Genomic DNA, 21,403 nt, shown 5'->3' with positions numbered 1-21,403 from the left:
TTCAGAGCAATCCCGATAAAAACAAAAAAGCATCCGGCTTGCCGGATGCTTAAGAATGATGATGCCGCTTTTCCAATTTATGAGGCGGAGGCTTCGGGACAAACCCATTTTGTTTCATCATGTTAAAGCGCCTGTCCATATGCTGTTTAATATGTTCTGCTTTTTCTTTCGGCAGGACCCCGTACTCAACATATTTGGATATAACATGTTTTCGTTTTTCGAGCACTTCTTTTTCAAGTGATTCAATTTCTTTTTTCTGCTGTTCCGTGAGTGACATTGTTGAAGGCATTTTTGTTCCGGCGGCGTGTGCCGGCATTGTGAAAACCATTGCTGTAATGAAAAACGCAGCTAAAGACAATGCAGCTTTTTTCATGACTCTTTCCTCCTTTAACGTTTGTTATATGTTGCTCCCTCATCCATTTTTTATGCAAAAAAAAGAGCGAAATTATTCGCTCTTTTCAATCGATTCGTCCGGCAGCGCGTATGTGACATACGTTCCCGCTACAAAATCGTGGATTGACCGTCTGTCTTCTCTCATTCCGACCATGAATGCGCTCACGATCACACCGATTCCAAACGTCACGCCATATACCAGGCCGCCCACAAGCACTCTCAAAATCATAGTGAGAAAGCCTACCTGAGTGCCGTCTTTTTTGACGATGCGGATACCGCAGATCTTTTTGCCGATAACATAAACGTTCCAGTATACAGGGAGCAAAATAGCATAAAGAGTCAAAATGATGCTGATCATTGTGCTCTCATTCGGATCTTTTCCTGTTGCCAGCATAAAAATAATCGCCAAAGGCACTGAAGTAATTAAATAGTCGAGTACCACGGCTCCCAATCTGATCCAAAATCCCGCCGGTCTGTAAATATTCATCGTGTTTCTCCTCGCTATGGCTTTAAAATCACTTTAATGTTGCCATCTTCTTTTTTGTCAAATATATCATATGCAGCAGGAGCTTCCGCAAGACTCATTTTGTGTGTAATGATATCCGTCGGATCAATTTCATTTTGTTCGATCATTTGATACAGCATCGGCATCAGATGAATAACGGGTGCCTGGCCCATTTTCAAAGAAACGTTGCGTGTGAAAAAATCACCGAGCGGAAAGCCGTCCGCTTCAGAAATGTATGCGCCCGTGAGCTGCACGGTTCCGAACTTCTTAACGGCTTCTGATGCTGTAAGAATCGGACTGATCGTTCCGAACTGATTCGGTTTTTGCTCTGCTTTTTCTTTTGAAAGCGGCGTGCCGTCCATTCCGACACAATCAATCACTACATCCGCGCCCCCTGACGTATGTTCATGCAGCAGTTTCCCGATCTCATCATGTTCTGAAAAATTGAAGGTCTCTGCTCCGTTTATGCGTCTCGCATGTTCAAGGCGGTGCGGGACTTGATCAACTGCGATAACCCGTTTAGCTCCTTTTTTCCACGCGAATTTTTGCGCCATTAAACCGATCGGACCTGATCCCAGAATAACGACTGTATCTCCTTTTTTCACTCCGCTGTGCTGGACGCTCCAAAAGGCGGTCGGCATGACATCTGACAGAAGCAGCACCTGCTCATCTTCAAGCTCACTGTCTGCCGGAACCAGAAAAGAAGAGAAATCAGCATAAGGAACACGTAAATATTCAGCCTGCCCGCCGGGATAATTACCGTTAAACTCCGAAAAACCGAATAAGCCGCCGGCATCTGTATGAGGATTTGGATTAGATTCATCACACTGGCTTTCCATCTGGTGCTTGCAATAATGACATTCTCCGCAGCCGATGTTAAAAGGAATCACGACCCGATCGCCTTTTTTCAGCTTTTTGACTTGACTGCCCGTTTCTTCAACGATTCCCATCGGCTCATGCCCGACGATATAACCCGGATCGGCGGGTATTCCGTTTTTATATAAATGAAGGTCTGAACCGCATATCCCGGTTGCGGTGATTCGAACGATGACATCTCTCTCATCTTGAATGGCGGGTGCCGGGACTTCTTTCACTTCCATATGTTCTTTTCCTTGGTATGTCAGTGCTTTCACACTTGGTCAGCTCCTTTTTCATCACTCCTTCCCTTTTCACCTGCTTCTAAACTTGGCCGGTATGTTATTCGGCCCGCTGAATATCCCATTGAAAAGGATCTTCAAGCTGCGACCAATCGGAATCAAACTCAGACGGCGTGAGCAGGCACTGATCCAATTCCTTTGTAATGGCTGCTTCATCTAAATCTGTTCCGATAAACACCAGGTTCGTATGACGGTCTCCGAATTGGTCGTCCCAATCTTCCAGAATCTCCGGTTCCTGCTGTTTGATCTGCTCCTGCTCAAGTTTCGGCATTGCCGCCACCCAATAAGAAACAGGCTCAATCGAAACCGCCGGACCCGCCTGAGACATCAGCAGCGCAAGGCTGTTGCGGGTTGCACACCAAGCAATTCCTTTTGCGCGCACAATGCTGTCAGGCATTGATTGATGCAGCCAGCTGTCAAAACGAGCGGTATGAAACGGCAGACGCCGCGAGTACACAAACGAAGTGATGCCGTACTCTTCCGTTTCCGGAGTGTGCGCTTCATGACCTGCCGTCAGCTCCTTTATCCATCCTGCTGATGAACTCGCTTCCTCAAACTCAAATAAACCGGTATTCAATATGCATTCGGCAGGCACTTCTCCGCGGACTGACCGGATCAGTCTGGCGCGGGGCTGTAATGCGCGAAGGACCGTTTCCAGCTGTTCAAGCTCTTTTTCGCCCACCATGTCGCATTTATTTAAAATGAGCACATCACAAAACTCGATTTGGTCAATTAATAAATCGGCAATCACCCGTTCATCCTCTTCTCCCGCCGCTTCCTTCCGGTCAAGAAGGCTGTCACCGGACTGGAAATCATGCCAGAAGCGGTTTGCATCCACCACGGTCACCATTGTGTCCAGCCTGCAGAATGTTGTCAGATCAATGCCCATTTCTTCATCTATATAAGAAAATGTCTGGGCAACGGGAATCGGTTCGCTGATCCCGGTTGATTCAATCACTATATAATCAAATCTGCCGTCTTTCGCGAGTTTCTCAACTTCGACTAATAAATCTTCACGCAGCGTGCAGCAGATACAGCCGTTGGATAATTCTACGAGTTTCTCATCCGTCCTTGACAAGCCGCCTCCCTGCTTCACCAAGCCCGCGTCTATATTTACTTCGCTCATGTCATTGACGATGACGGCAATTTTTAAACCGTTGCGGTTTTGTAAAATATGATTCAAAACGGTCGTCTTTCCGGCACCAAGATAGCCGCTCAATACTGTAACCGGAATTTTTTTCATAAAATAGCCTCCTGACAAAATAGAATGATTACGATTTACACCCCGCACCTGCCTTATTATCATGATGTACATTGTTGTAAATCGTAATGGTTACTATTTATTCTGATATATTCTCCGTTTAAAATCGAGTGAAAAATAATCAATCATAAAAAAGACACGCTGTCATACGTGTCTTCCGCCCAAACTTAAACATCCGCAGGACTGTTTTCAGTCCCATAGCTTTTTCTCCAAAAATAGCCTGCGGCCAGAACAAACACAAATGCGAGCAATGCGATACATGAGAAAGAGATAAAACCGATCGCATACGTTCCCGTCATCTGCTTCAATGATCCTAAAATATTCGGAAGGAAAAAACCCCCTATGCCGCCGGCTGCTCCGACGATTCCCGTCACCATTCCGATTTCTTTTGCAAAGTGCTGCGGGACAAGCTGAAATACCGCTCCGTTGCCCATACCGAGCGCCATCATTCCGATAAACAGCAGAACGATCACCGTTGAAAGCGGAGGCAGGCTGCTGACTCCCGCCATACACAGAGCCGCGATGACAAACAGTACAGCCAGAACTTTCGCACCTCCCGCCCGATCTGAAATCCAGCCTCCTGCAGGGCGAAAAAAACTGCCCGCTGCGACACATATTGTGACGAAATCACCGGCATGGATTTTTGACAATTGATATTGATCAACGAAAAAAATCGCCAAAAAACTTGATAATCCCACAAAACCTCCGAAAGTGACGCCGTACAGAAGACAGAAACACCATGTTTCCTTCTGCCTGAACACGTGAAGGTAGTTTTTAAGCGGCTGCGGTGCGGGCTGTGCAGGAGAGTCCTTCGCCATGACGATAAACAGTATAAAAACGATCATCAACGGAAGAAGCGCAATTCCCATTACACTGTGCCACCCAAACTGTTCCGCAAGGCGGGGGCCGAACAATGTCGCAAACAAAGTGCCGCTGTTGCCGGCACCTGCTATCCCCATCGCAAGCCCCTGCAAGTGAGGCGGATACCACCGGCTCGCCATCGGAAGCGCAACAGCAAAACTTGCGCCCGCTACGCCCAGCAGAATGCCGATCGCATACAGCTCAGTCAAAGAACGGCCGCCGAATGCCCCCCAAAGCAGCGGGATCATCGTGATCAGCATCCCGATCACGGCTGTTTTCTTCGGCCCGATCCTGTCCGTTAACACACCTAAAATGATCCGAAACACAGATCCTGATAAGATCGGCAGAGCCACGACAAACCCTTTTTCAAAAGAAGATAACCCGAAATCCTGAGAAATATAAACGCCGAGCGCCCCCAGCATTACCCAAATCATAAAACTCACATCAAAATATAAGAAGGAACAGAGCAGAGTGAGCGGATGACCGCTTGTTTTTAATTCCGACAGCTTCATAACATTCTCCTTTCCGGTCTTCTATCATTTCAAATTGCTGAATCAAGAATATATGACCGGCATTCACCGGAAAAGACATGTGTAAGATAATGCGACACATTTAATGCGTTAATCAGGCAATGTGCCATAATTTCTCATAGAGAAGCAATCTTACAGGCAGCTGCAAAGGAGGTTTGGCGAATGAAGAAACAACGATTAATTGCAGCAGGGAACGGAATGGCCGGAATCCGCTGTATTGAACACATTTTAAAGATGAACCGTGACATGTTTGAGATTGTCATTTTCGGAAGCGAACCTCATCCCAATTACAATCGCATTCTCTTATCCTCCGTTTTACAAGGTGAGGTTTCGCTTGATGACATTACGCTGAATAGCCGCGAATGGTACGAAAAAAACGGAATTACGCTTTACACGGAAGAAACGGTTGTAGACATTGATACAGAACGGCAGGTTGTCACAACGGATCGAAAGCGCAGCATGACTTACGATCAAATCATCCTTGCAACGGGCTCCTCTCCTTATATTCTCCCCATACCCGGAGCAGATAAAGAAGGTGTGTACGGCTTTCGGACAATAGAAGACTGCCAATCTCTTATCAATGCGGCCGGCCGGTATCAAAAGGCGGCGGTCATCGGCGCCGGTTTATTAGGTCTTGAAGCGGCCGTCGGCTTACGGCAGCTCGGCATGGACGTCAGCGTCATTCACCACTCTTCCGCCATTATGCAAAAACAGCTTGATCAAACGGCATCCCGCCTGCTGCAGAAAGAGCTGGAACGAAAAGGCTTAGTCTTTCTTTTAGAGAAAGACACGGCATCCATTACAGGGAACTCACGGGCGGAAGGCATCCGTTTCAAAGACGGTTCTTCCATAGAAGCAGACCTGATTGTCATGGCCGCCGGTGTGAGGCCCAATATCCGATTGGCTCCATCTGCCGGACTTTCAGTGAACAGAGGAATTATCGTCAATCAATTCATGCAGACGAACAAACCGAATGTGTATGCCGTCGGTGAATGCGCGGAGCATGACGGGATTGTATACGGATTGGCGGCGCCGCTTTATGAACAGGGAAAAGTGCTCGCGCAGCATCTATGCGGCGTCCCGTGCGAAGGGTTTCAAGGCTTTGCACAATCTGCAGCCTTAAAAATAGCCGGTATTGATGTATGGTCGGCAGGAAAGGTGCACGAGGATGAGCACACAGCCGGCATATTGTTCCATGATGAGCATGCAGGCATCTACAAAAAAGTGCTCTTTGAGGACGATAAACCGGCCGGCTTTATTTTATTCGGGGACACGCGCGGTAAACAGCGGCTACTCGACAGTCTTGTGAAGCAAAGAGATATTTCCATCGTGAAAAAACAGCTCATGGAACCGGATCAGGGCGGTATATCCTTTAAATCCATGCCTCCCCATGAAACCATTTGCCAATGCAGCTCAGTGACCAAGGGCTCCATTGAAGAAGCGGTGAACAAATATGGCTTAAAAACCGCGGAGGAAGTGAAGCACATGACAAAAGCGTCCGGATCTTGCGGAGGATGCAGGCCGCTCGTTGAAGACTTGCTGAAGTATATGGCAAGCGATGATTACACAAAACCCTCCCGCCAGCCTTCGTTTTGCGGCTGCACCGATTTGACAGAAGAAGAAGTCATCGCCGAACTTCGGCGCCGTCCGTTCACTGATGCCGCCGAGGTGATGGAAGTGATCGGCTGGAAAACAGAAAACGGCTGCCGCATTTGTATTCCGGCGCTTCACTATTACTTGGAAAGGACGCGGCCTGATTTTATGCAGTTCAATGAAATATCGGCAGAAGAGACATGCACCCTGATTCCGCAAATGTACGGCGGACTGACAAGTGCGGCAGAGCTCAAAAACATCGCAGACGTCATCGAAGCATACGGCATCCCCGAGGTTTCGATGACTGACAGTCACCGGCTGAGGCTTTCCGGAATCAGGCCAAATGACCTTGCAAGCATCAGAAAAGCACTGAACATGCCGGTTTTCTCCCCCCGGCACCGCTGGACGATTCAAATCAGAGCATGTACGTGCGGACAGCATCGCTCCTTTCAAGAGCTGGCAAGCAGGATTGAACGAGATACCGACACACTTGCCGTACCCGCTTATGTATCCGTCAGCTTGTCATGTGAAAACAATTGCACCGATGCTTACATTCAGGATATCGGCGCGCTTCAGACACAAACTGGCTGGGAGATTTATATCGGGGGCGTCCGCGGAAAACAAGCCCGCGCCGGCAGCCTTTTTTGTGTGACGGATAACGAAGACAGTACCGCCGCTATGATGAAAGGCCTTATTCAATATTATCGCGAAACAGCTCACTACAACGAAGCGATTTATCAATGGGTTGACAGACTCGGCCTCGTCCATATCAGAGAAATGCTGTTTGAAGAAGATATGCGGACACAGCTTCTGAAAAATCTCTGTTCAGACATATCCCTGCTGCAAAACCTGTCTGCCGGGAAAACGCCATACGAAAGGATGAAGCTTTTTGACTGAACCGATGCTCCGTTATTTCCGTGACAAACTGCAAGATGTCCAATCGGAAAAAACATATGAGACGCAATGCCCGTTCTGCAGCATGCAATGCAAAATGCAGCTTACGGAACAAACCTTCGCGGCACGGAAGAAATACACTGCAATCGGCATTGATAATCCGACGACACATGGCCGTTTATGTACAAAAGGCATGAATGCCCATCAGCATGCCGTGCACTCTTCCCGCATTACACGCCCCCTGCTTAAAAAAAACGGTGAATTTGTGCCTGTCTCTTGGGCTGAAGCACTGAATCGCATTAAGGAACAAATCAATCTGATCCAAACCGAACACGGCAATGATGCGATGGCCGTCTACGGGAGCGCCTCAATTACAAATGAAGAAGCCTATCTGCTTGGAAAGTTCGCACGGGTCGGCTTACAGACGAAATACATCGATTACAACGGGCGGCTCTGTATGTCTGCCGCAGCAACGGCGGCCGGCCAGACATTCGGCGCGGACAGGGGCCTGACGAATCCATTATCGGACATCCCGCATACACGTGTCATCATCCTGGCAGGCACCAATATCGCCGAATGCCAGCCGACGATCATGCCGTATTTTGATAAAGCGAAAGAAAACGGGGCTTACATTATCGCCATTGATCCCCGGGAAACGGCGACGACCAAAATAGCCGATCTTCACCTGAAAATCAAGCCCGGCACAGACGCAGCCCTGGCAAACGGACTCGTCAAAATCTGCATTGACGAACAGCTTACAGACAAAGACTTTATCCGCACACGCACAAACGGATTCAATAAGCTCAAACGGCATACCGACGCTTTGGATCTGAAAGAGATCTCCGAGCAGACAAGTGTTCCTTTGGAGCATATACGAAAGGCATCCGTGAAGTTTGCCAAGGAAACATCCGGCATGCTGTTTACAGCGCGGGGGATCGAACAGCAGACTGACGGTACCGCGGCAGTGAAAGCTTTCTTAAATATGGTGCTGATCACCGGAAAAATCGGCAAGCCCTTCTCAGGTTACGGGGCGATTACCGGTCAAGGCAACGGACAAGGCGCGAGAGAACACGGCCAAAAAGCGGATCAGCTTCCGGGCTACCGTTCTATCGAAATTGAAGAACACCGGGCGCACATTGCGAAGGTGTGGGGGATTCATCAGGATGAGCTGCCGCGCAAAGGCGTCTCAGCCTATGAAATGATAGCAAAAATAGATAGCGGCGACATCAAAGGACTGTTTCTCATGTGTTCCAATCCGGCTGTTTCCGGCCCAAATGCGAATTTCGTCAAGCAGGCAATCAAGAAACTGAGATTCTTTGTCGCAGTTGACTTATTTATTTCTGAGACCGCGGCATTCGCGGATGTGATTTTACCCGCCTCCTCTTATTTGGAAGACGAAGGCACGATGACAAATGTAGAAGGCCGCGTGACATTAAGAGAAGCGAGCCGCACCTGCCCCGGAGAAGCGAAACATGATTGGCAGATCATCTGTGACATTGCCTCGGCTCTTGGTAAAGGGCATTATTTTCCCTATACGTCGTCGGAGGAAATCTTTAACGAACTGAGAGAAGCGAGCCGCGGCGGAATTGCTGATTACTCTGGCATCACCTATGACAGGCTCAGGCGGGAAGGCGGCATTCAGTGGCCATGTCCTGAAGCGGATCACGCCGGAACCGGGCGATTGTTTGAGCACTCATTTGCCCATCCCGATCACAGAGCTGAATTAAGCGTGATTCCAAATGAACCGGCCGTCCCGAAAGAGAAACCGAGCGCCGGCTATCCGCTTTATTTAATCACAGGAAGGGTGATGTCTCATTACTTAACGGGTGTCCAAACGAGAAAAAGCTCTGCCCTGGCTGCAAGACATTTCGAATCCTTTGTGGAAATCCATCCAAAAACGGCGGCCGACTATCATATCGAAGACCGTGTTCTCGTGAAAATAGAATCCCCCCGGGGCAGCATCACGGTCCGGAGCAGATGGTCGGAGAAAGTACGAAAAGACACGTTGTTTGTTCCCATCCATTGGTCTGACACGCAAAACGTCAACGACTTAATTGGTGAAGCCTTGGATCCGGACTGTAAAATGCCCGGTTTTAAGATGTGTGCGGTACGAATCAGCCCTATATAATTTTTCATAAAATTTTTAGATTTTTTAGTATTTTTTGTTACATTTCATAACATGCATCTTAAATATTTGTTTTTGCTGTGCTACGCTAAAAAAAACAAAGATAAGGAGCGGATCATCTGATGGGAAAAAAACAGCTAGTTCTTGTTGGAAATGGAATGGCCGGGGTAAGAGCGATTGAAGAAATACTGCGTGTTTCAAAAGACGAATTCGAGATTACAATATTCGGGGCCGAACCTCATCCCAACTATAACCGAATCCTTCTGTCAAAAGTGCTGCAAGGCGATACCGATATTCAAGACATTACGTTAAACGATTGGAACTGGTACAAAGAAAACAACATTCAGCTGTATACCGGTGAAACAGTCATCAAAGTCGACACGGAAAACAAAACCGTCATCACCGATGCAGACAGAATCCAGCCTTACGATGAACTCATCCTGGCGACAGGCTCTGTCCCTTTTATCCTTCCGATTCCGGGCGCAGACAAACAAGGCGTCACGGCATTCCGGGATATAAAAGATACAGACACGATGCTCTCCGCGTCAAAACAATATAAAAAAGCAGCCGTCATCGGCGGAGGACTGCTTGGTTTGGAAGCCGCACGCGGACTGCTGAATCTCGGAATGGACGTGTCTGTCATCCACCTCGCCCCATTCCTGATGGAGCGCCAGCTTGACGCAGCGGCGGGACGCCTGCTGCAAAACGAATTAGAAAAACAAGGCATGACCTTTTTCCTTGAAAAGCAAACCGAAGAAATTCTCGGTACTGACCGTGTCGAAGGCGTACGCTTCAAAGACGGCACAAGCATCGAAGCTGACCTGGTCGTCATGGCCGTCGGCATCCGCCCGAATACACAGCTTGGCACAGAAAGCGGCATTCCGGTAAACCGCGGAATCATTGTCAACGATTATATGCAGACTGACATTCCGCACATTTACGCGGTCGGTGAATGTGCCGAGCACCGCGGAATCGCATACGGTCTTGTGGCGCCGCTCTATGAACAGGCAAAAGTGCTGGCCAAACATATTTGCGGCATTGAAACAAAACCGTATGAAGGCTCCGTTCTCTCCACTCAATTAAAGGTATCAGGCGTCGAAGTCTTCTCTGCCGGTGATTTTAACGAATCAGAGGACAAAAAAGCGATTAAAGTGTTCGATGAGCAGGACGGCATTTATAAAAAAATCGTCCTGAGGGGCAATCAAATTGTCGGCGCTGTTTTGTTCGGCGACAGCAGCGAGGGCGGCCGCCTGTTTTCTATGATTCAAAAAGAAGCCGATATCTCTGAAACCTCCAAAATATCAATCTTACAGCCTCTTGATCAGGAAGCAGGCGCAAGCATGACCGCGGCGATGAGCGACGATGAAATCATCTGCGGATGCAACGGCGTTTCAAAAGGCGCGATTATTCAAGCCATTCAGGAAAAAGGCTGCACATCAACGGACGAAATCAAAGCATGCACCGGGGCATCCCGTTCCTGCGGAGGCTGTAAACCGCTCGTGGAAGACATTCTTCAATATACACTGGGCTCAGAATTTGACGCGTCCGCGCAAAAAGAAGCGATTTGCGGCTGCACATCACTGTCGAGAGATGAAGTCGTAGAAGAAATCAAAGCCAAAGGGCTGTCCCATACAAGAGAAATCATGAACGTGCTCGGCTGGAAAACGCCAGAGGGCTGCTCCAAATGCCGTCCTGCCCTCAACTACTACTTAGGCATGATTAATCCGGCTACATACGAGGATGACAGAACATCCCGTTTTGTGAACGAACGGATGCACGCCAATATTCAAAAAGACGGAACATACTCAGTCGTGCCCCGGATGTACGGCGGCGTGACCAACTCTCAGGATCTCCGCAAGATCGCCGATGTCGTCGACAAATATGAGATCCCGCTCGTTAAAATGACAGGCGGCCAGCGAATTGATCTCATCGGCGTCAAAAAAGAAGACCTGCCGAAAGTATGGGCCGAGCTTGATATGCCGTCAGGCTACGCGTACGGAAAAACACTCCGCACGGTAAAAACGTGCGTAGGCGAACAATTCTGCCGCTTCGGCACGCAAGACTCCATGGCACTGGGCATTGCGCTTGAGAAAAAATTCGAAGGGCTCAATACGCCTCACAAGGTCAAAATGGCCGTGTCCGCCTGCCCGCGGAACTGTGCGGAATCAGGCATTAAGGACCTTGGCGTTGTCGGCATCGACGGAGGCTGGGAGCTTTATGTCGGCGGAAACGGCGGAACCCATTTGCGCGCCGGTGATTTGCTGATGAAAGTAAAAACGAATGAAGAAGTCTTAGAATATGCGGGGGCTTACCTTCAGTACTACAGAGAAACGGCAAACTATCTGGAGCGGACATCCGCATGGCTTGAGCGCGTCGGTTTATCTCATGTCCAATCCGTATTAAACGATCCGGAAAAACGGCAGGAGCTCAACGACAGAATGAATGAGACACTCTCTGTCCACAAAGATCCGTGGCAATACTTCCTTAAAGATAAAAAAGCATCTAAAGATCTATTCGAAAATGTCGTCACGACTTCATAAAACAGTAAGGGGGAACGGACATGGTGAATAAAGATATGACAAAGGTTTGCATAGGCAAAGTAAACGAATTACCCGAGGAGTTAGGAAAAACCGTATATATAGAAGATAAAGAGCTTGCCGTATTTAAGCTTTCTGACGGGAGCGTCCGCGCCGTCGAAAATCGCTGTCCCCATAAAGGGGGCGTCCTGGCTGAAGGCATCGTCAGCGGAGAATACGTCTTCTGCCCAATGCATGACTGGAAAATCTCCTTAGAAGACGGAAAAGTCCAAGAGCCGGATCATGGCTGTGTCAAAACATACGAAACACTGATTGAAGGAGAGAATGTATACCTCCTGTATTGAGCAAAGACCGGATCACTTTTTCAAGTGGTCCTTCATTTTTTAAATTGCTGAAGGGATGACGCCATCATGAAAAACGGAATCGTATATTTTGTCGGTGCCGGACCAGGAGACCCGGGGCTGATCACCGTAAAAGGAAAACAGGCTCTGGAGAAAGCGGATATTATTTTGTATGACCGGCTCGCAAACCCAAAGTTTCTTGAGTATGCCTCACCGGACTGCCGGTTCATTTATTGCGGAAAGCTGCCCGACCGCCATTTTATGAAACAGTCTGAGATAAATGCCCTGCTGATTGAAAAAGCGGCGGAGGGCTGCACCGTAGTCCGCTTGAAAGGCGGAGACCCAAGTGTGTTCGGCAGAGTCGGCGAAGAAGCAGAGGCGCTTCATCAGCACGGCATCCGCTACGAAATGGTGCCCGGCATCACCTCGGGAATCGCAGCGCCGCTGTATGCGGGAGTCCCCGTCACCCATCGTGATTTCGCTTCGTCCTTCGCGATGATCACCGCTCATGATACATCATTGCAAGGCAGGCCGAATCTCGACTGGGAAGGGCTTGCCCGAAGCGTTCAAACGCTTGTGTTTTACATGGGCGTTAAAAATCTGTCATTTATATGCCGTAAGCTTACGGAGTACGGAAAATCCCCTTCCGTCCCCGTACTCGTCATTCAATGGGGGACGTGGGGGCGGCAGCGGAGCGTTAAAGGAACGCTTCAGGATATCCATGAAAAAGTTCAAAGCCAAAACATCACCAACCCAGCCATTATCGTCATCGGTGATATTGTCAATTTTCAAACACACAGCTGGTTTGAAAGCAAACCGTTCATCGGGCGGCATATCATGGTTGTCACTCATGGCGATGAAGAACACACATTGACAGACAAGCTGCGCGAATATGGCGCCGATGTTATTGAATGGCCGAAGCGGATCGTTAAAAAAATGCCCGCAAACGAAAATATCCTGAAACAGATCAGCACCTTTGAACAACTATTTTTCACATCACGCCTTGCGGTATGCGAATTCTTTGACACACTGGCTTTCAAGCAGATCGACATCCGCCGGGTGACCGCAAGCCTGAATGCAGCGACTGAAGCCGCAAAGACGGAACTGACAAAACGGGGCTTTCTCCTATCCGAATGTCAAATTGATTCTCCGCATTCACTCATTGTAGGAAGCCGTCAAGCAGCAGAAAACTTGTCAGACTCAAAATCATGCCCGTTTTATATCACCCATGAACATATCGCAGATGAGCGGTTCACTTCCATGATCGAACGCACGATCAGCGAGTCTCCTCTGCAAATGATTATCTGTACTGGCAAAGAATCCGCTCAGCATTTGATCAGCGCCGGAAAACAAATCGGCATATCACCGGATCCGTCAGCAAACCGCCCTCCCGTCATCTGCATGGGCGAAGACGTCCCCGCCGGCTGCGGGTTTACCGCCGTGAAAAATCAGGAACAGTTATTTGCGTTTATACGAAATGAAATGAAAGACATGCTCGTTCACAGCTGATACGCCGGAATGCTTTTCTGACCCCCCAGACTCAACATCGGGGGTCAGCCCTTTTTTATTGTGTCACCAATTTTTTATGGTGAGTCGAATACATCGCCATCTGATCCGCCTGCGGGTCCAAATAGGCTTTGGCGCTGTTCACGGCGGTCGGCCCCTCCGTGAAACCGCCTGCAATCAATCTGAGCTTACTTTCATAATGGGCGGCGTCACCTGCGACAAACACGCCCGGAAGATTCGTCCGCATATGTCTGTCAGCTTTAATCCTGCCTTCTTCTATCTCAAGCCCCCAGTCCTTCATCGGACCGAGATCAATTTTAAACCCGTGGTTGATAATGAGCTCATCAAGCTTGATGACTTCAGAAAGTCCGGACTCGGTTTGGCAAATGGTGACGCTCTCGATCCGTTCTCCGGTGCCGTTGAGATGCTTCAGACAATACGGCGCAAGCACCCGCACGGAAGACCGCTTCATTTTCGCGACGCTGCTTTCCAAACCGCCGAACTCCTCCCTGCGGTGCAAGACGGTAACAGACGCCGCAATCGGTTCCAGCTCATTCGCCCAGTCAACCGCGGTATCTCCCCCTCCGGAAATCACGACATGCTTATCTCGAAACGCATCAAGCTTCTCCACCTTATAATGAAGGTTCTTTCCCGAATAACGGCTCGCATCCGCGCTGTCAAGTTCATTGACCTCAAGCGTCCCCATGCCGACGGCCAAAATCACCGTGCGCGTATAGTGCTTTTCCCCTTTGGAACTTTCCAGCACAATGGTTCCGTCATCCAGCCGTTCAAATCCGGTCACCCGCTGATTCAACACGATATCCGGCTCAAATGTCGCAGCCTGTTCCTTCAGCTGCTTAATCAGCTGTTCTCCGGCAATCCCGGGTATTCCGCCGATATCACGGATGATTTTTTCAGGGAAAAACATAGACACTTTCCCTCCGAGCCGCGGCAAAAACTCGATCACTTTCGTTTTCAGCTCGCGCATCCCGCAATAAAAAGCCGCAAACAGGCCGATCGGGCCTCCGCCTATAATCGTGACGTCATACACCTCATGATTTTCCGCCATCGTTCTGCCTCCCGTTTATATCTATACTTCAAACATTTTTAATTGAGAATCAATATCAATGAAAGTATAACACATATTGAGGAGAAGTGTTTATTCATTTCTCTCTTGCGGAAAAGGAGTGATTCAGAAGTGAGGTTCTGAGATTGATAAGCGGGAAGGTATTAAAACTGAAACCAGTACGGCGACTGGTTTCTTTTTTATCTCTTTTTCATCAGCATGATATCGAGATACAGCTGGCACCTTGTCCTGAAGTCGTTTAAATTAATTGATGTCATGTCAAGAATCTGTTTGATACGGTAGTTCAATGTGTTTTGATGAATAAAAAGCTGTTCTGCGGCTGGTTTTGTTTTGCAGTTATTGAGGAGATAGATTTCTAACGTTTTCAGCAGTTCTGTACTGCTTTCTCTGTCTTTGGCTTTTAATAACGCTAAATCTTCGTTTACATATTCCAGTGAGGCGTTTTTTTCTTCGATGCTTTCAAGATAGCGGTAAATCCCGAGCTTACTGTATTCGTACGGGATATTTTCCTGGTTTCCGGTAATTTCGGCGGCCTTTATGACTTCAAGGGCCTCTATATAACTTTTGCCGAGCTTCAGGATGCTGCTGTATTCATTGCCGATTCCGATATAGATGGGAGTGGGGATCTTCTGAAAGTGAAAATGAGTCAGCAGTTTGTGGATGAATTCAGATGCTGCCGAAGTGCCGGAGCTTTTTTGCGAGAAGCTTGCGACGACGATGACAATATTGGAATCAATGGTTAAGACGTGACTGACTTTATCCCGCAAATTCAAGTACGATTTGATATTTTCCTTCACATCTTCGACTGCCTCCCCATCCCCATTTGCGGCATGCAGGACGACTACTGAAAAAACCGACGGCAGCACGGCGTTCATCTTTTCCGCTTCCCGCCTGAACTCCTTTTCAGAGGAGAATTGCTGAAAGATCGCCCGTTTCACCAGGTCTTCCGCTCTCTCTTCTTTTTCCTGTTTCAGCCGGTTCGTTTTATAGATGATTTTTCCGACATGGAATGAAGTTTCATATAAAAAGTCGAGCTCCTCGTCCGTCAAGTTTCGGTCGAGCTCCTGAATCCAGATGTAGCCCATCACTTCCCCTTTATGTTTTGCGCTTACAACCACTCTCTGATTCAGTCCGATACTGTCTATTTTTTCGACACGGAACGGTTCAGGAACGGTTTTCAGCTTTTCGATCACCCCGTCCTTCAGAAACCTTTCAAAAATCTGCACGGGGCATTTTTTTGAAAATATCGTCTGCTGGTTGGCGGAGTCGAAGTGATTAATGTAATAAGAATTATAGGCAAGCAAAAAGAAATCCGCGCTTTCCAGAATAACGGGCTTCTGCAATTCATAACTGATGAAATCAATTAATTTATCAATGTCCGTAAATGAAAAAACTCTCTCTAAAAGCTCTTCCATACCTATTTCTCCTATGCTCTTTTTATCTTTATCATACTCTGCGGGGTGACTTTTTGTATAGAAAAAAATTCACATAATCCCAAAACGGCATGATCCGGAATTCTGTATCGTGAAAAGAGGAAAAAGGGCGATCCCTTCTTCCTCTCGTTCCTTGCTTTTATTGAGAAAGTGTATCACGGTACTCATGAAACTGATCTGTGACATCTTTTGACGGAGCCTGTGTCAATAAGCTGACGACAAATACAGCGGCAAGGCTTACAGCAAAGCCCGGAATGATTTCGTACAAAAAGTCTGAAAGACCGGCATTCGCCCAAATGATTACGGTAATCGCTCCCGCAATCATGCCGGCGAGTGCCCCCCATTTCGTCATCCGTTTCCAAAATAAACTGAGCAGTACGACCGGCCCGAATGACGCGCCGAATCCCGCCCATGCATAGCTGACAAGACCAAGTATCGTGTTGTTTTTCTCCCAGGCGAGCACCAAAGCGATGATTGACACCGCAAGCACTGCCATTCTCCCCAGAAATACGAGTTCCTTATCAGAAGCTGAACGCCTGAACATGGACTTATACAAGTCCTCCACTAAAGAACTGGACGTAACGAGCAGCTGAGACGAAATCGTACTCATAATGGCCGCTAAAATCGCAGAAATGAGAAATCCCGTAATAATCGGGTGGAACAGAATGTTGCCGAGCTGAATAAAAATGGTTTCCGGATCAGCCAGCTTCAGTCCGTTCTGGTGGTAATACGCGATTCCCGCAAGACCCGTAAACAGCGCGCCTAGTGCAGACAAAATCATCCATCCCATTCCGATCCGTCTGGCGCGTTTGATTTCTTTCACAGACGTGATCGCCATAAAACGCACAATAATATGCGGCTGCCCGAAATAGCCGAGCCCCCACGCAAATAAAGAAATAATGCCAAGGACGGTCGTCCCTTTGAACATGTTAAACAGTTCCGGGTTGACGGAACGGATATCGGCAACGGTTTCCCCCGGGCCGCCCGTATGGAAAATCGTCACAATCGGCACAAGAATAAGCGCCACAAACATAATGATCCCTTGAACAAAGTCCGTCCAGCTTACCGCCAAAAAGCCCCCGAACAAGGTGTAGGCGACAACGACGCCTGTCACGACCCACAGTCCCGTGTGGTAATTCAACCCTAAAATGCTGTTGAATAAGACACCTCCGGATACCATGCCGGATGATACGTAAAATGTGAAAAAGACGAGAATGACAAGACCCGAAAACAGTCTGAGAAGCTTCGTATGATCACCGAAACGGTTTTCAAGGAAACCCGGAATGGTGATGGAATTCCCCGCTTTTTCGGTATACGTTCTCAGTCTCGGCGCCACGAAAAGCCAGTTCGCCCACGCCCCGAGCACAAGCCCGAGCACAATCCAAGCGCCGCTTAATCCTGTCGAGAACATAGCACCCGGAAGCCCCATCAAGAGCCATCCGCTCATATCCGCCGCTCCCGCGCTGAGCGCTGTGACGGCAGGGCCTAAAGAACGCCCCCCGAGCATGTAATCCGTCAGATTTGACGTCCGTCTGTAGGCGAAATAACCGATAAACAGCATACCCGCCATATAAATACAAATGGAAATAATCAACTGAATGTTTGCTATGGCATTTCCTCCTCCGCTTTATATGTTTATGGTGAAATGGACACCCCCCGCGAGGAGGATGCCCATTCAGTCCCTCTTAAAACATTTCACTGATTGTTTTCGCCTGCATGTGGAGGGCCAAATAATCCGGGCCGCCCGCTTTTGAATCAGTGCCGGACATTTTGAAGCCTCCGAACGGATGGTAGCCGACAATCGCTCCCGTACAATTGCGGTTGAAGTACAGGTTGCCGACATGGAATTCCTGTTTCGCCCGTTCAATATGTTTGCGGTTATTTGTAATGACCGCGCCTGTCAAACCGTATTCAGTATTGTTGGCCACTTCTAAAGCTTCATCAAAGTTTGACACTTTAGAAAACGCCACGACAGGCCCGAAAATTTCTTCCTGCATGAGTCTGGCTTTCGGATCAAGGTCAACGAAGATCGTCGGCTTGATAAAGTAGCCTTTTGAATCATCTCCGGTGCCGCCGCTTACTAAACGGCCTTCTTCTTTTCCGATTTCAATGTAGCTCATGATCTTGTCGTAAGAACCCTGGTCGATGACAGGCCCCATATAAACATCTGCACTGTCAGGTTTAGCAGTTACTTTTGATTCCGTAATTTCAATGACACGCTCTAATACTTGATCATACACTTTTTCATGGACAACTGCACGTGAACCTGCAGAACATTTTTGTCCCGCGAAGCCGAATGCTGATGTAAAGATGGATTGAGCCGCCAATTCAATGTCCGCATCTTCGTCAACGACAACCGTATCTTTACCGCCCATTTCTGCAATGACGCGTTTCAGATGCTGCTGGCCCGGCTGCACTTTCGCCGCGCGTTCGAAAATTCTCGTACCGACTTCACGTGATCCTGTAAATGTGATAAGGCTTGTTTTCGGATGGTCAACAAGATAATCGCCTACTTCTGCTCCGCTTCCCGGCACAAAGTTGACTACGCCTTTTGGCAATCCGGACTCTTCAAGCACCTCAACAAATTTTGCTGCAATAACAGGTGTAGCACTCGCAGGTTTTAGAACCACTGTGTTTCCAGTAACGATCGGCGCCACTGTTGTTCCTGCCATGATCGCAAACAAGAAGTTCCACGGCGGAATAACAACTGTCACTCCAGTCGGCGTGTACACATATTGGTTTTTCTCGCCCTCACGGCTGTTGACCGGTTTGCCTTTTGCCAGTTCGATCATTTGGCGTGCATAATACTCCATGAAGTCAATCGCTTCAGCCGTATCTGCATCAGCTTCGTTCCAAGGTTTTCCCGCTTCCTTGACGAGCAGGGCGGAGAATTCGTGCTTTCTGCGGCGGACTTTGGCAGCTGCGCGGAACAAAACGGCCGCTCTTTCTTCAGGGGATGTGTATCTCCACTCTTCGAACGCTTTCGCAGCAGCTTCAATCGCTTGCTCAGCGTGCTCCTGGGACGCCTTTGACACTTTTCCGACGACTTCTTCTTTATCAGCCGGATTGATTGAAACGATTTTCGCTTCCGTCTCTACCTTTTCACCGTTGATGACGAGCGGATAATCTTTTCCCAGATACTCATTTACCGTCGCAAGCGCTTTCTTAAATTCTTCAACGTTCGATTGATCTTGGAAATTCGTGAATGGTTCGTGTTTATAAGGTGTAGTCATTGTCATCTCTCCCTTTTTTACTTCTTAGTCATCCCTTTAAAGGCGAATGCGATGTTTGAGGGGCGTTCGGCGAGCCGTCTCATGAAATAGCCGTACCAGTCATCCCCGTAAGGCAGGTAGACTCTCATGCGGTATCCTTCTTCCACCAGGCTGAGCTGGGTTTGCGAGCGCATGCCGTACAGCATCTGAAACTCAAAACGGTCGTTTGGAATGCCGTGCTCTTTGGCAAGCTGTTTTGTAAACTCGATCATTTTGTCATCATGCGTGGCAACTGCCGTATAATGTCCTTTTAAAAGCTGTTTGCGGATGAGTCTTTTATAATTTTCATCGACGTCGCTTTTTTCAGGATAGGCCACCTTTTCCGATTCTTTATAGGCTCCTTTGACAAGCCGCAGAAACGGATTCAGCGGGCTGAGGTCATCAAGATCCTTTTCCGTTCTGTACAGATAGGCCTGCACCACGGTGCTTACATATTCATACCGGCTTCGGAAGTCTTTAAAGATATCCAGCGTCTTCTGGCATCTCGTTTCATCTTCCATGTCAATCGTCACCATGACTTTATGTTTTTCAGCCGTCTGGAGGATTTTCGTCATATTTTCATAGACGAGATCGAGATCTATATCAAGACCTAAAGACGTCATTTTTAATGACACTTGGGAATTCAGCTGTTCATCAGCGATTAAGGCGATGGTCTGCATGCACTCCTCGGTGCGTTCTTTCGCGACATCACCGCTGTTGACAAATTCCCCCAAATGATCGACAGTAACTGACAGCCCCTGGCTGTTCAAATGTCGGATTGTCGGGATAGAACTGCGGAAATCCATTCCTCCGATGATTTTGCCGGCTGCCACACGGCTTCCCCAGCTTCGCGCCATCTTATTGAGAAAGCTGCTCTTGGATAAAAATAAGAAAAAATCTCTTGTAATCACTTCCAACCTTAACACCCCGCAATCTAAGAAGTATTTGTATGAGTCTATTGTAAATGGACAAAACATCCTCTCACAATATTCTAAAAATACAAAGATTCTGATAAATTTTTGTGGTTTTACCACAATCAGCTTCTTAGATAGCAGGCGGATTATGCCGAAAAAAGGCGGACGGAAATGACGGCAATCGTCAATTTCCGCCTTTTTCCCCCCACGCCTCTTCGACGGTCTGAATCAATAGCCGATTCAGTTCCTCCGTTATGTCAGGTTTCGGCGTTTTGATCGTTTTGACATAGTGCCCGATGCGTTCTATTTCTTCTTCTATAAATGCATGAATGATCGTATTTCTGGGTTCCGGAGCCAGCTCCTGACCGCTTTTTTTCCTTGTAAGCAGTGTATTGATTTCAGAAATGAGCGCTTCATCCGTCAATAAGGCATCGGCCAGTACGGGAAATGACATCGGCGGTACGGAGCCGAACGTTTCAATCCATCTGCAGGCAAGGAGAGGACGCAGAACATAAAAATACTTTTTAATCTTTACTTCACTGCCCCGCAATTCCGTTTTTTCATTCCGTTTTGCCATATTGAGATAATGATAGATGCCGGCTTCAGGCGAAAAGGCGCGGATTTTCAGTTTTCGAAGCTTTTCAGCCGCTGAGAAAGCTTCATAATAGATCATCTCAGAAGAGAGCCATTCCAAAAGAGGCGGATTTGATTTTTTAAAAAGCCTAAGCGCTTTTCTCAGTTCCCAGCCGCTGATGTCAAGCATGTCATGAATCGGCTCTTCTATGACATCCCTATGCGGTTCGATCGAAAAGTACCATTCTTTTTTCGGCACATAGAGAAACCGCACATCGTAGTCGCTGTCGCTTGACGGAAACCCCCATGCGCGGCTCCCTGATTCTACGGCGTAAAGCACCTTGACGCCGTGCTGTGCTTCAATTCGTTTTAATTCTTCGATGATCCTTTGTTTCATCTGTATCCGTCCTTTTCCGTGATCATTCCTGAAAAAAGCCCAAGT

At 48.1% G+C, this 21,403-nt stretch carries 16 protein-coding genes; 5 read left to right on the top strand and 11 right to left on the bottom strand.

Features of this window, described 5'->3' with window-relative positions; translation table 11 throughout:
• Positions 1 to 49 precede the first annotated feature (49 nt).
• The 5 genes from JNUCC22_RS01760 to JNUCC22_RS01740 form a co-directional block, all read right to left on the bottom strand.
• On the bottom strand, positions 50 to 373 hold the full coding sequence (locus JNUCC22_RS01760; RefSeq protein ID WP_007409357.1) for a YckD family protein: 324 nt from the start codon (positions 371 to 373) through the stop codon (positions 50 to 52).
• Between the two features lie 72 nt (positions 374 to 445).
• A complete protein-coding gene (locus JNUCC22_RS01755; protein ID WP_216062071.1) occupies positions 446 to 880 on the bottom strand; it encodes an RDD family protein in 435 nt (144 codons plus the stop codon).
• A gap of 14 nt (positions 881 to 894) precedes the next feature.
• On the bottom strand, positions 895 to 2,031 hold the full coding sequence (locus tag JNUCC22_RS01750; protein WP_025284207.1) for a zinc-dependent alcohol dehydrogenase: 1,137 nt from the start codon (positions 2,029 to 2,031) through the stop codon (positions 895 to 897).
• 64 nt (positions 2,032 to 2,095) lie between these two features.
• The gene (locus JNUCC22_RS01745; protein ID WP_132106739.1) at positions 2,096 to 3,298 is read right to left on the bottom strand and encodes a GTP-binding protein; all 1,203 of its coding nucleotides are present in this window, start codon (positions 3,296 to 3,298) and stop codon (positions 2,096 to 2,098) included.
• A 185-nt stretch (positions 3,299 to 3,483) separates the two neighbouring features.
• The gene (locus tag JNUCC22_RS01740; protein ID WP_216062070.1) at positions 3,484 to 4,689 is read right to left on the bottom strand and encodes an MFS transporter; all 1,206 of its coding nucleotides are present in this window, start codon (positions 4,687 to 4,689) and stop codon (positions 3,484 to 3,486) included.
• A gap of 180 nt (positions 4,690 to 4,869) precedes the next feature.
• On the opposite strand from JNUCC22_RS01740, the gene nirB reads away from it, so the two are divergent.
• The 5 genes from nirB to cobA all read left to right on the top strand — a co-directional run bounded on the left by nirB (position 4,870) and on the right by cobA (position 13,706).
• A complete protein-coding gene (gene nirB, locus JNUCC22_RS01735) occupies positions 4,870 to 7,197 on the top strand; it encodes a nitrite reductase large subunit NirB (protein WP_216062069.1) in 2,328 nt (775 codons plus the stop codon).
• Positions 7,190 to 9,322, top strand: coding sequence for an assimilatory nitrate reductase catalytic subunit NasC (locus tag JNUCC22_RS01730; protein ID WP_216062068.1), 2,133 nt, complete (start codon positions 7,190 to 7,192; stop codon positions 9,320 to 9,322). Before nirB ends, JNUCC22_RS01730 begins: the two co-directional genes overlap by 8 nt.
• A gap of 119 nt (positions 9,323 to 9,441) precedes the next feature.
• Entirely contained in the window at positions 9,442 to 11,859 is a 2,418-nt protein-coding gene (gene nasD, locus JNUCC22_RS01725) for an NADPH-nitrite reductase (RefSeq protein ID WP_072588777.1), read from the top strand.
• A gap of 20 nt (positions 11,860 to 11,879) precedes the next feature.
• Positions 11,880 to 12,200: a nitrite reductase small subunit NirD gene (gene nirD, locus JNUCC22_RS01720; protein ID WP_007409365.1), complete on the top strand. Its 321-nt coding sequence runs from the start codon at positions 11,880 to 11,882 to the stop codon at positions 12,198 to 12,200.
• A gap of 66 nt (positions 12,201 to 12,266) precedes the next feature.
• Positions 12,267 to 13,706, top strand: coding sequence for a uroporphyrinogen-III C-methyltransferase (cobA, locus tag JNUCC22_RS01715; protein ID WP_072588776.1), 1,440 nt, complete (start codon positions 12,267 to 12,269; stop codon positions 13,704 to 13,706).
• A 55-nt stretch (positions 13,707 to 13,761) separates the two neighbouring features.
• Here cobA and JNUCC22_RS01710 read toward each other — a convergent pair whose 3' ends face one another.
• The 6 genes from JNUCC22_RS01710 to JNUCC22_RS01685 form a co-directional block, all read right to left on the bottom strand.
• On the bottom strand, positions 13,762 to 14,772 hold the full coding sequence (locus JNUCC22_RS01710) for an NAD(P)/FAD-dependent oxidoreductase (RefSeq protein ID WP_038456912.1): 1,011 nt from the start codon (positions 14,770 to 14,772) through the stop codon (positions 13,762 to 13,764).
• A gap of 197 nt (positions 14,773 to 14,969) precedes the next feature.
• Positions 14,970 to 16,205: a proline utilization transcriptional regulator PutR gene (locus JNUCC22_RS01705; RefSeq protein WP_015416772.1), complete on the bottom strand. Its 1,236-nt coding sequence runs from the start codon at positions 16,203 to 16,205 to the stop codon at positions 14,970 to 14,972.
• A gap of 157 nt (positions 16,206 to 16,362) precedes the next feature.
• The gene (gene putP / locus JNUCC22_RS01700; RefSeq protein WP_015239118.1) at positions 16,363 to 17,817 is read right to left on the bottom strand and encodes a sodium/proline symporter PutP; all 1,455 of its coding nucleotides are present in this window, start codon (positions 17,815 to 17,817) and stop codon (positions 16,363 to 16,365) included.
• Positions 17,818 to 17,908: 91 nt separating this feature from the next.
• Positions 17,909 to 19,456, bottom strand: a complete 1,548-nt coding sequence (gene pruA / locus JNUCC22_RS01695) for an L-glutamate gamma-semialdehyde dehydrogenase (protein ID WP_038456911.1) — start codon at positions 19,454 to 19,456, stop codon at positions 17,909 to 17,911.
• A 17-nt stretch (positions 19,457 to 19,473) separates the two neighbouring features.
• Entirely contained in the window at positions 19,474 to 20,385 is a 912-nt protein-coding gene (locus JNUCC22_RS01690; protein WP_087920787.1) for a proline dehydrogenase family protein, read from the bottom strand.
• 187 nt (positions 20,386 to 20,572) lie between these two features.
• On the bottom strand, positions 20,573 to 21,358 hold the full coding sequence (locus tag JNUCC22_RS01685; RefSeq protein ID WP_011996301.1) for a nucleotidyltransferase domain-containing protein: 786 nt from the start codon (positions 21,356 to 21,358) through the stop codon (positions 20,573 to 20,575).
• Between the last annotated feature and the right edge of the window lie 45 nt (positions 21,359 to 21,403).

Origin of the sequence: Bacillus sp. JNUCC-22 (assembly GCF_018861275.1) — a bacterium.
GTDB lineage: Bacteria > Bacillota > Bacilli > Bacillales > Bacillaceae > Bacillus > Bacillus velezensis.
Note: the sequence above shows the minus strand (reverse complement) of the source record. Positions and strands in the feature narration are given on the sequence as shown.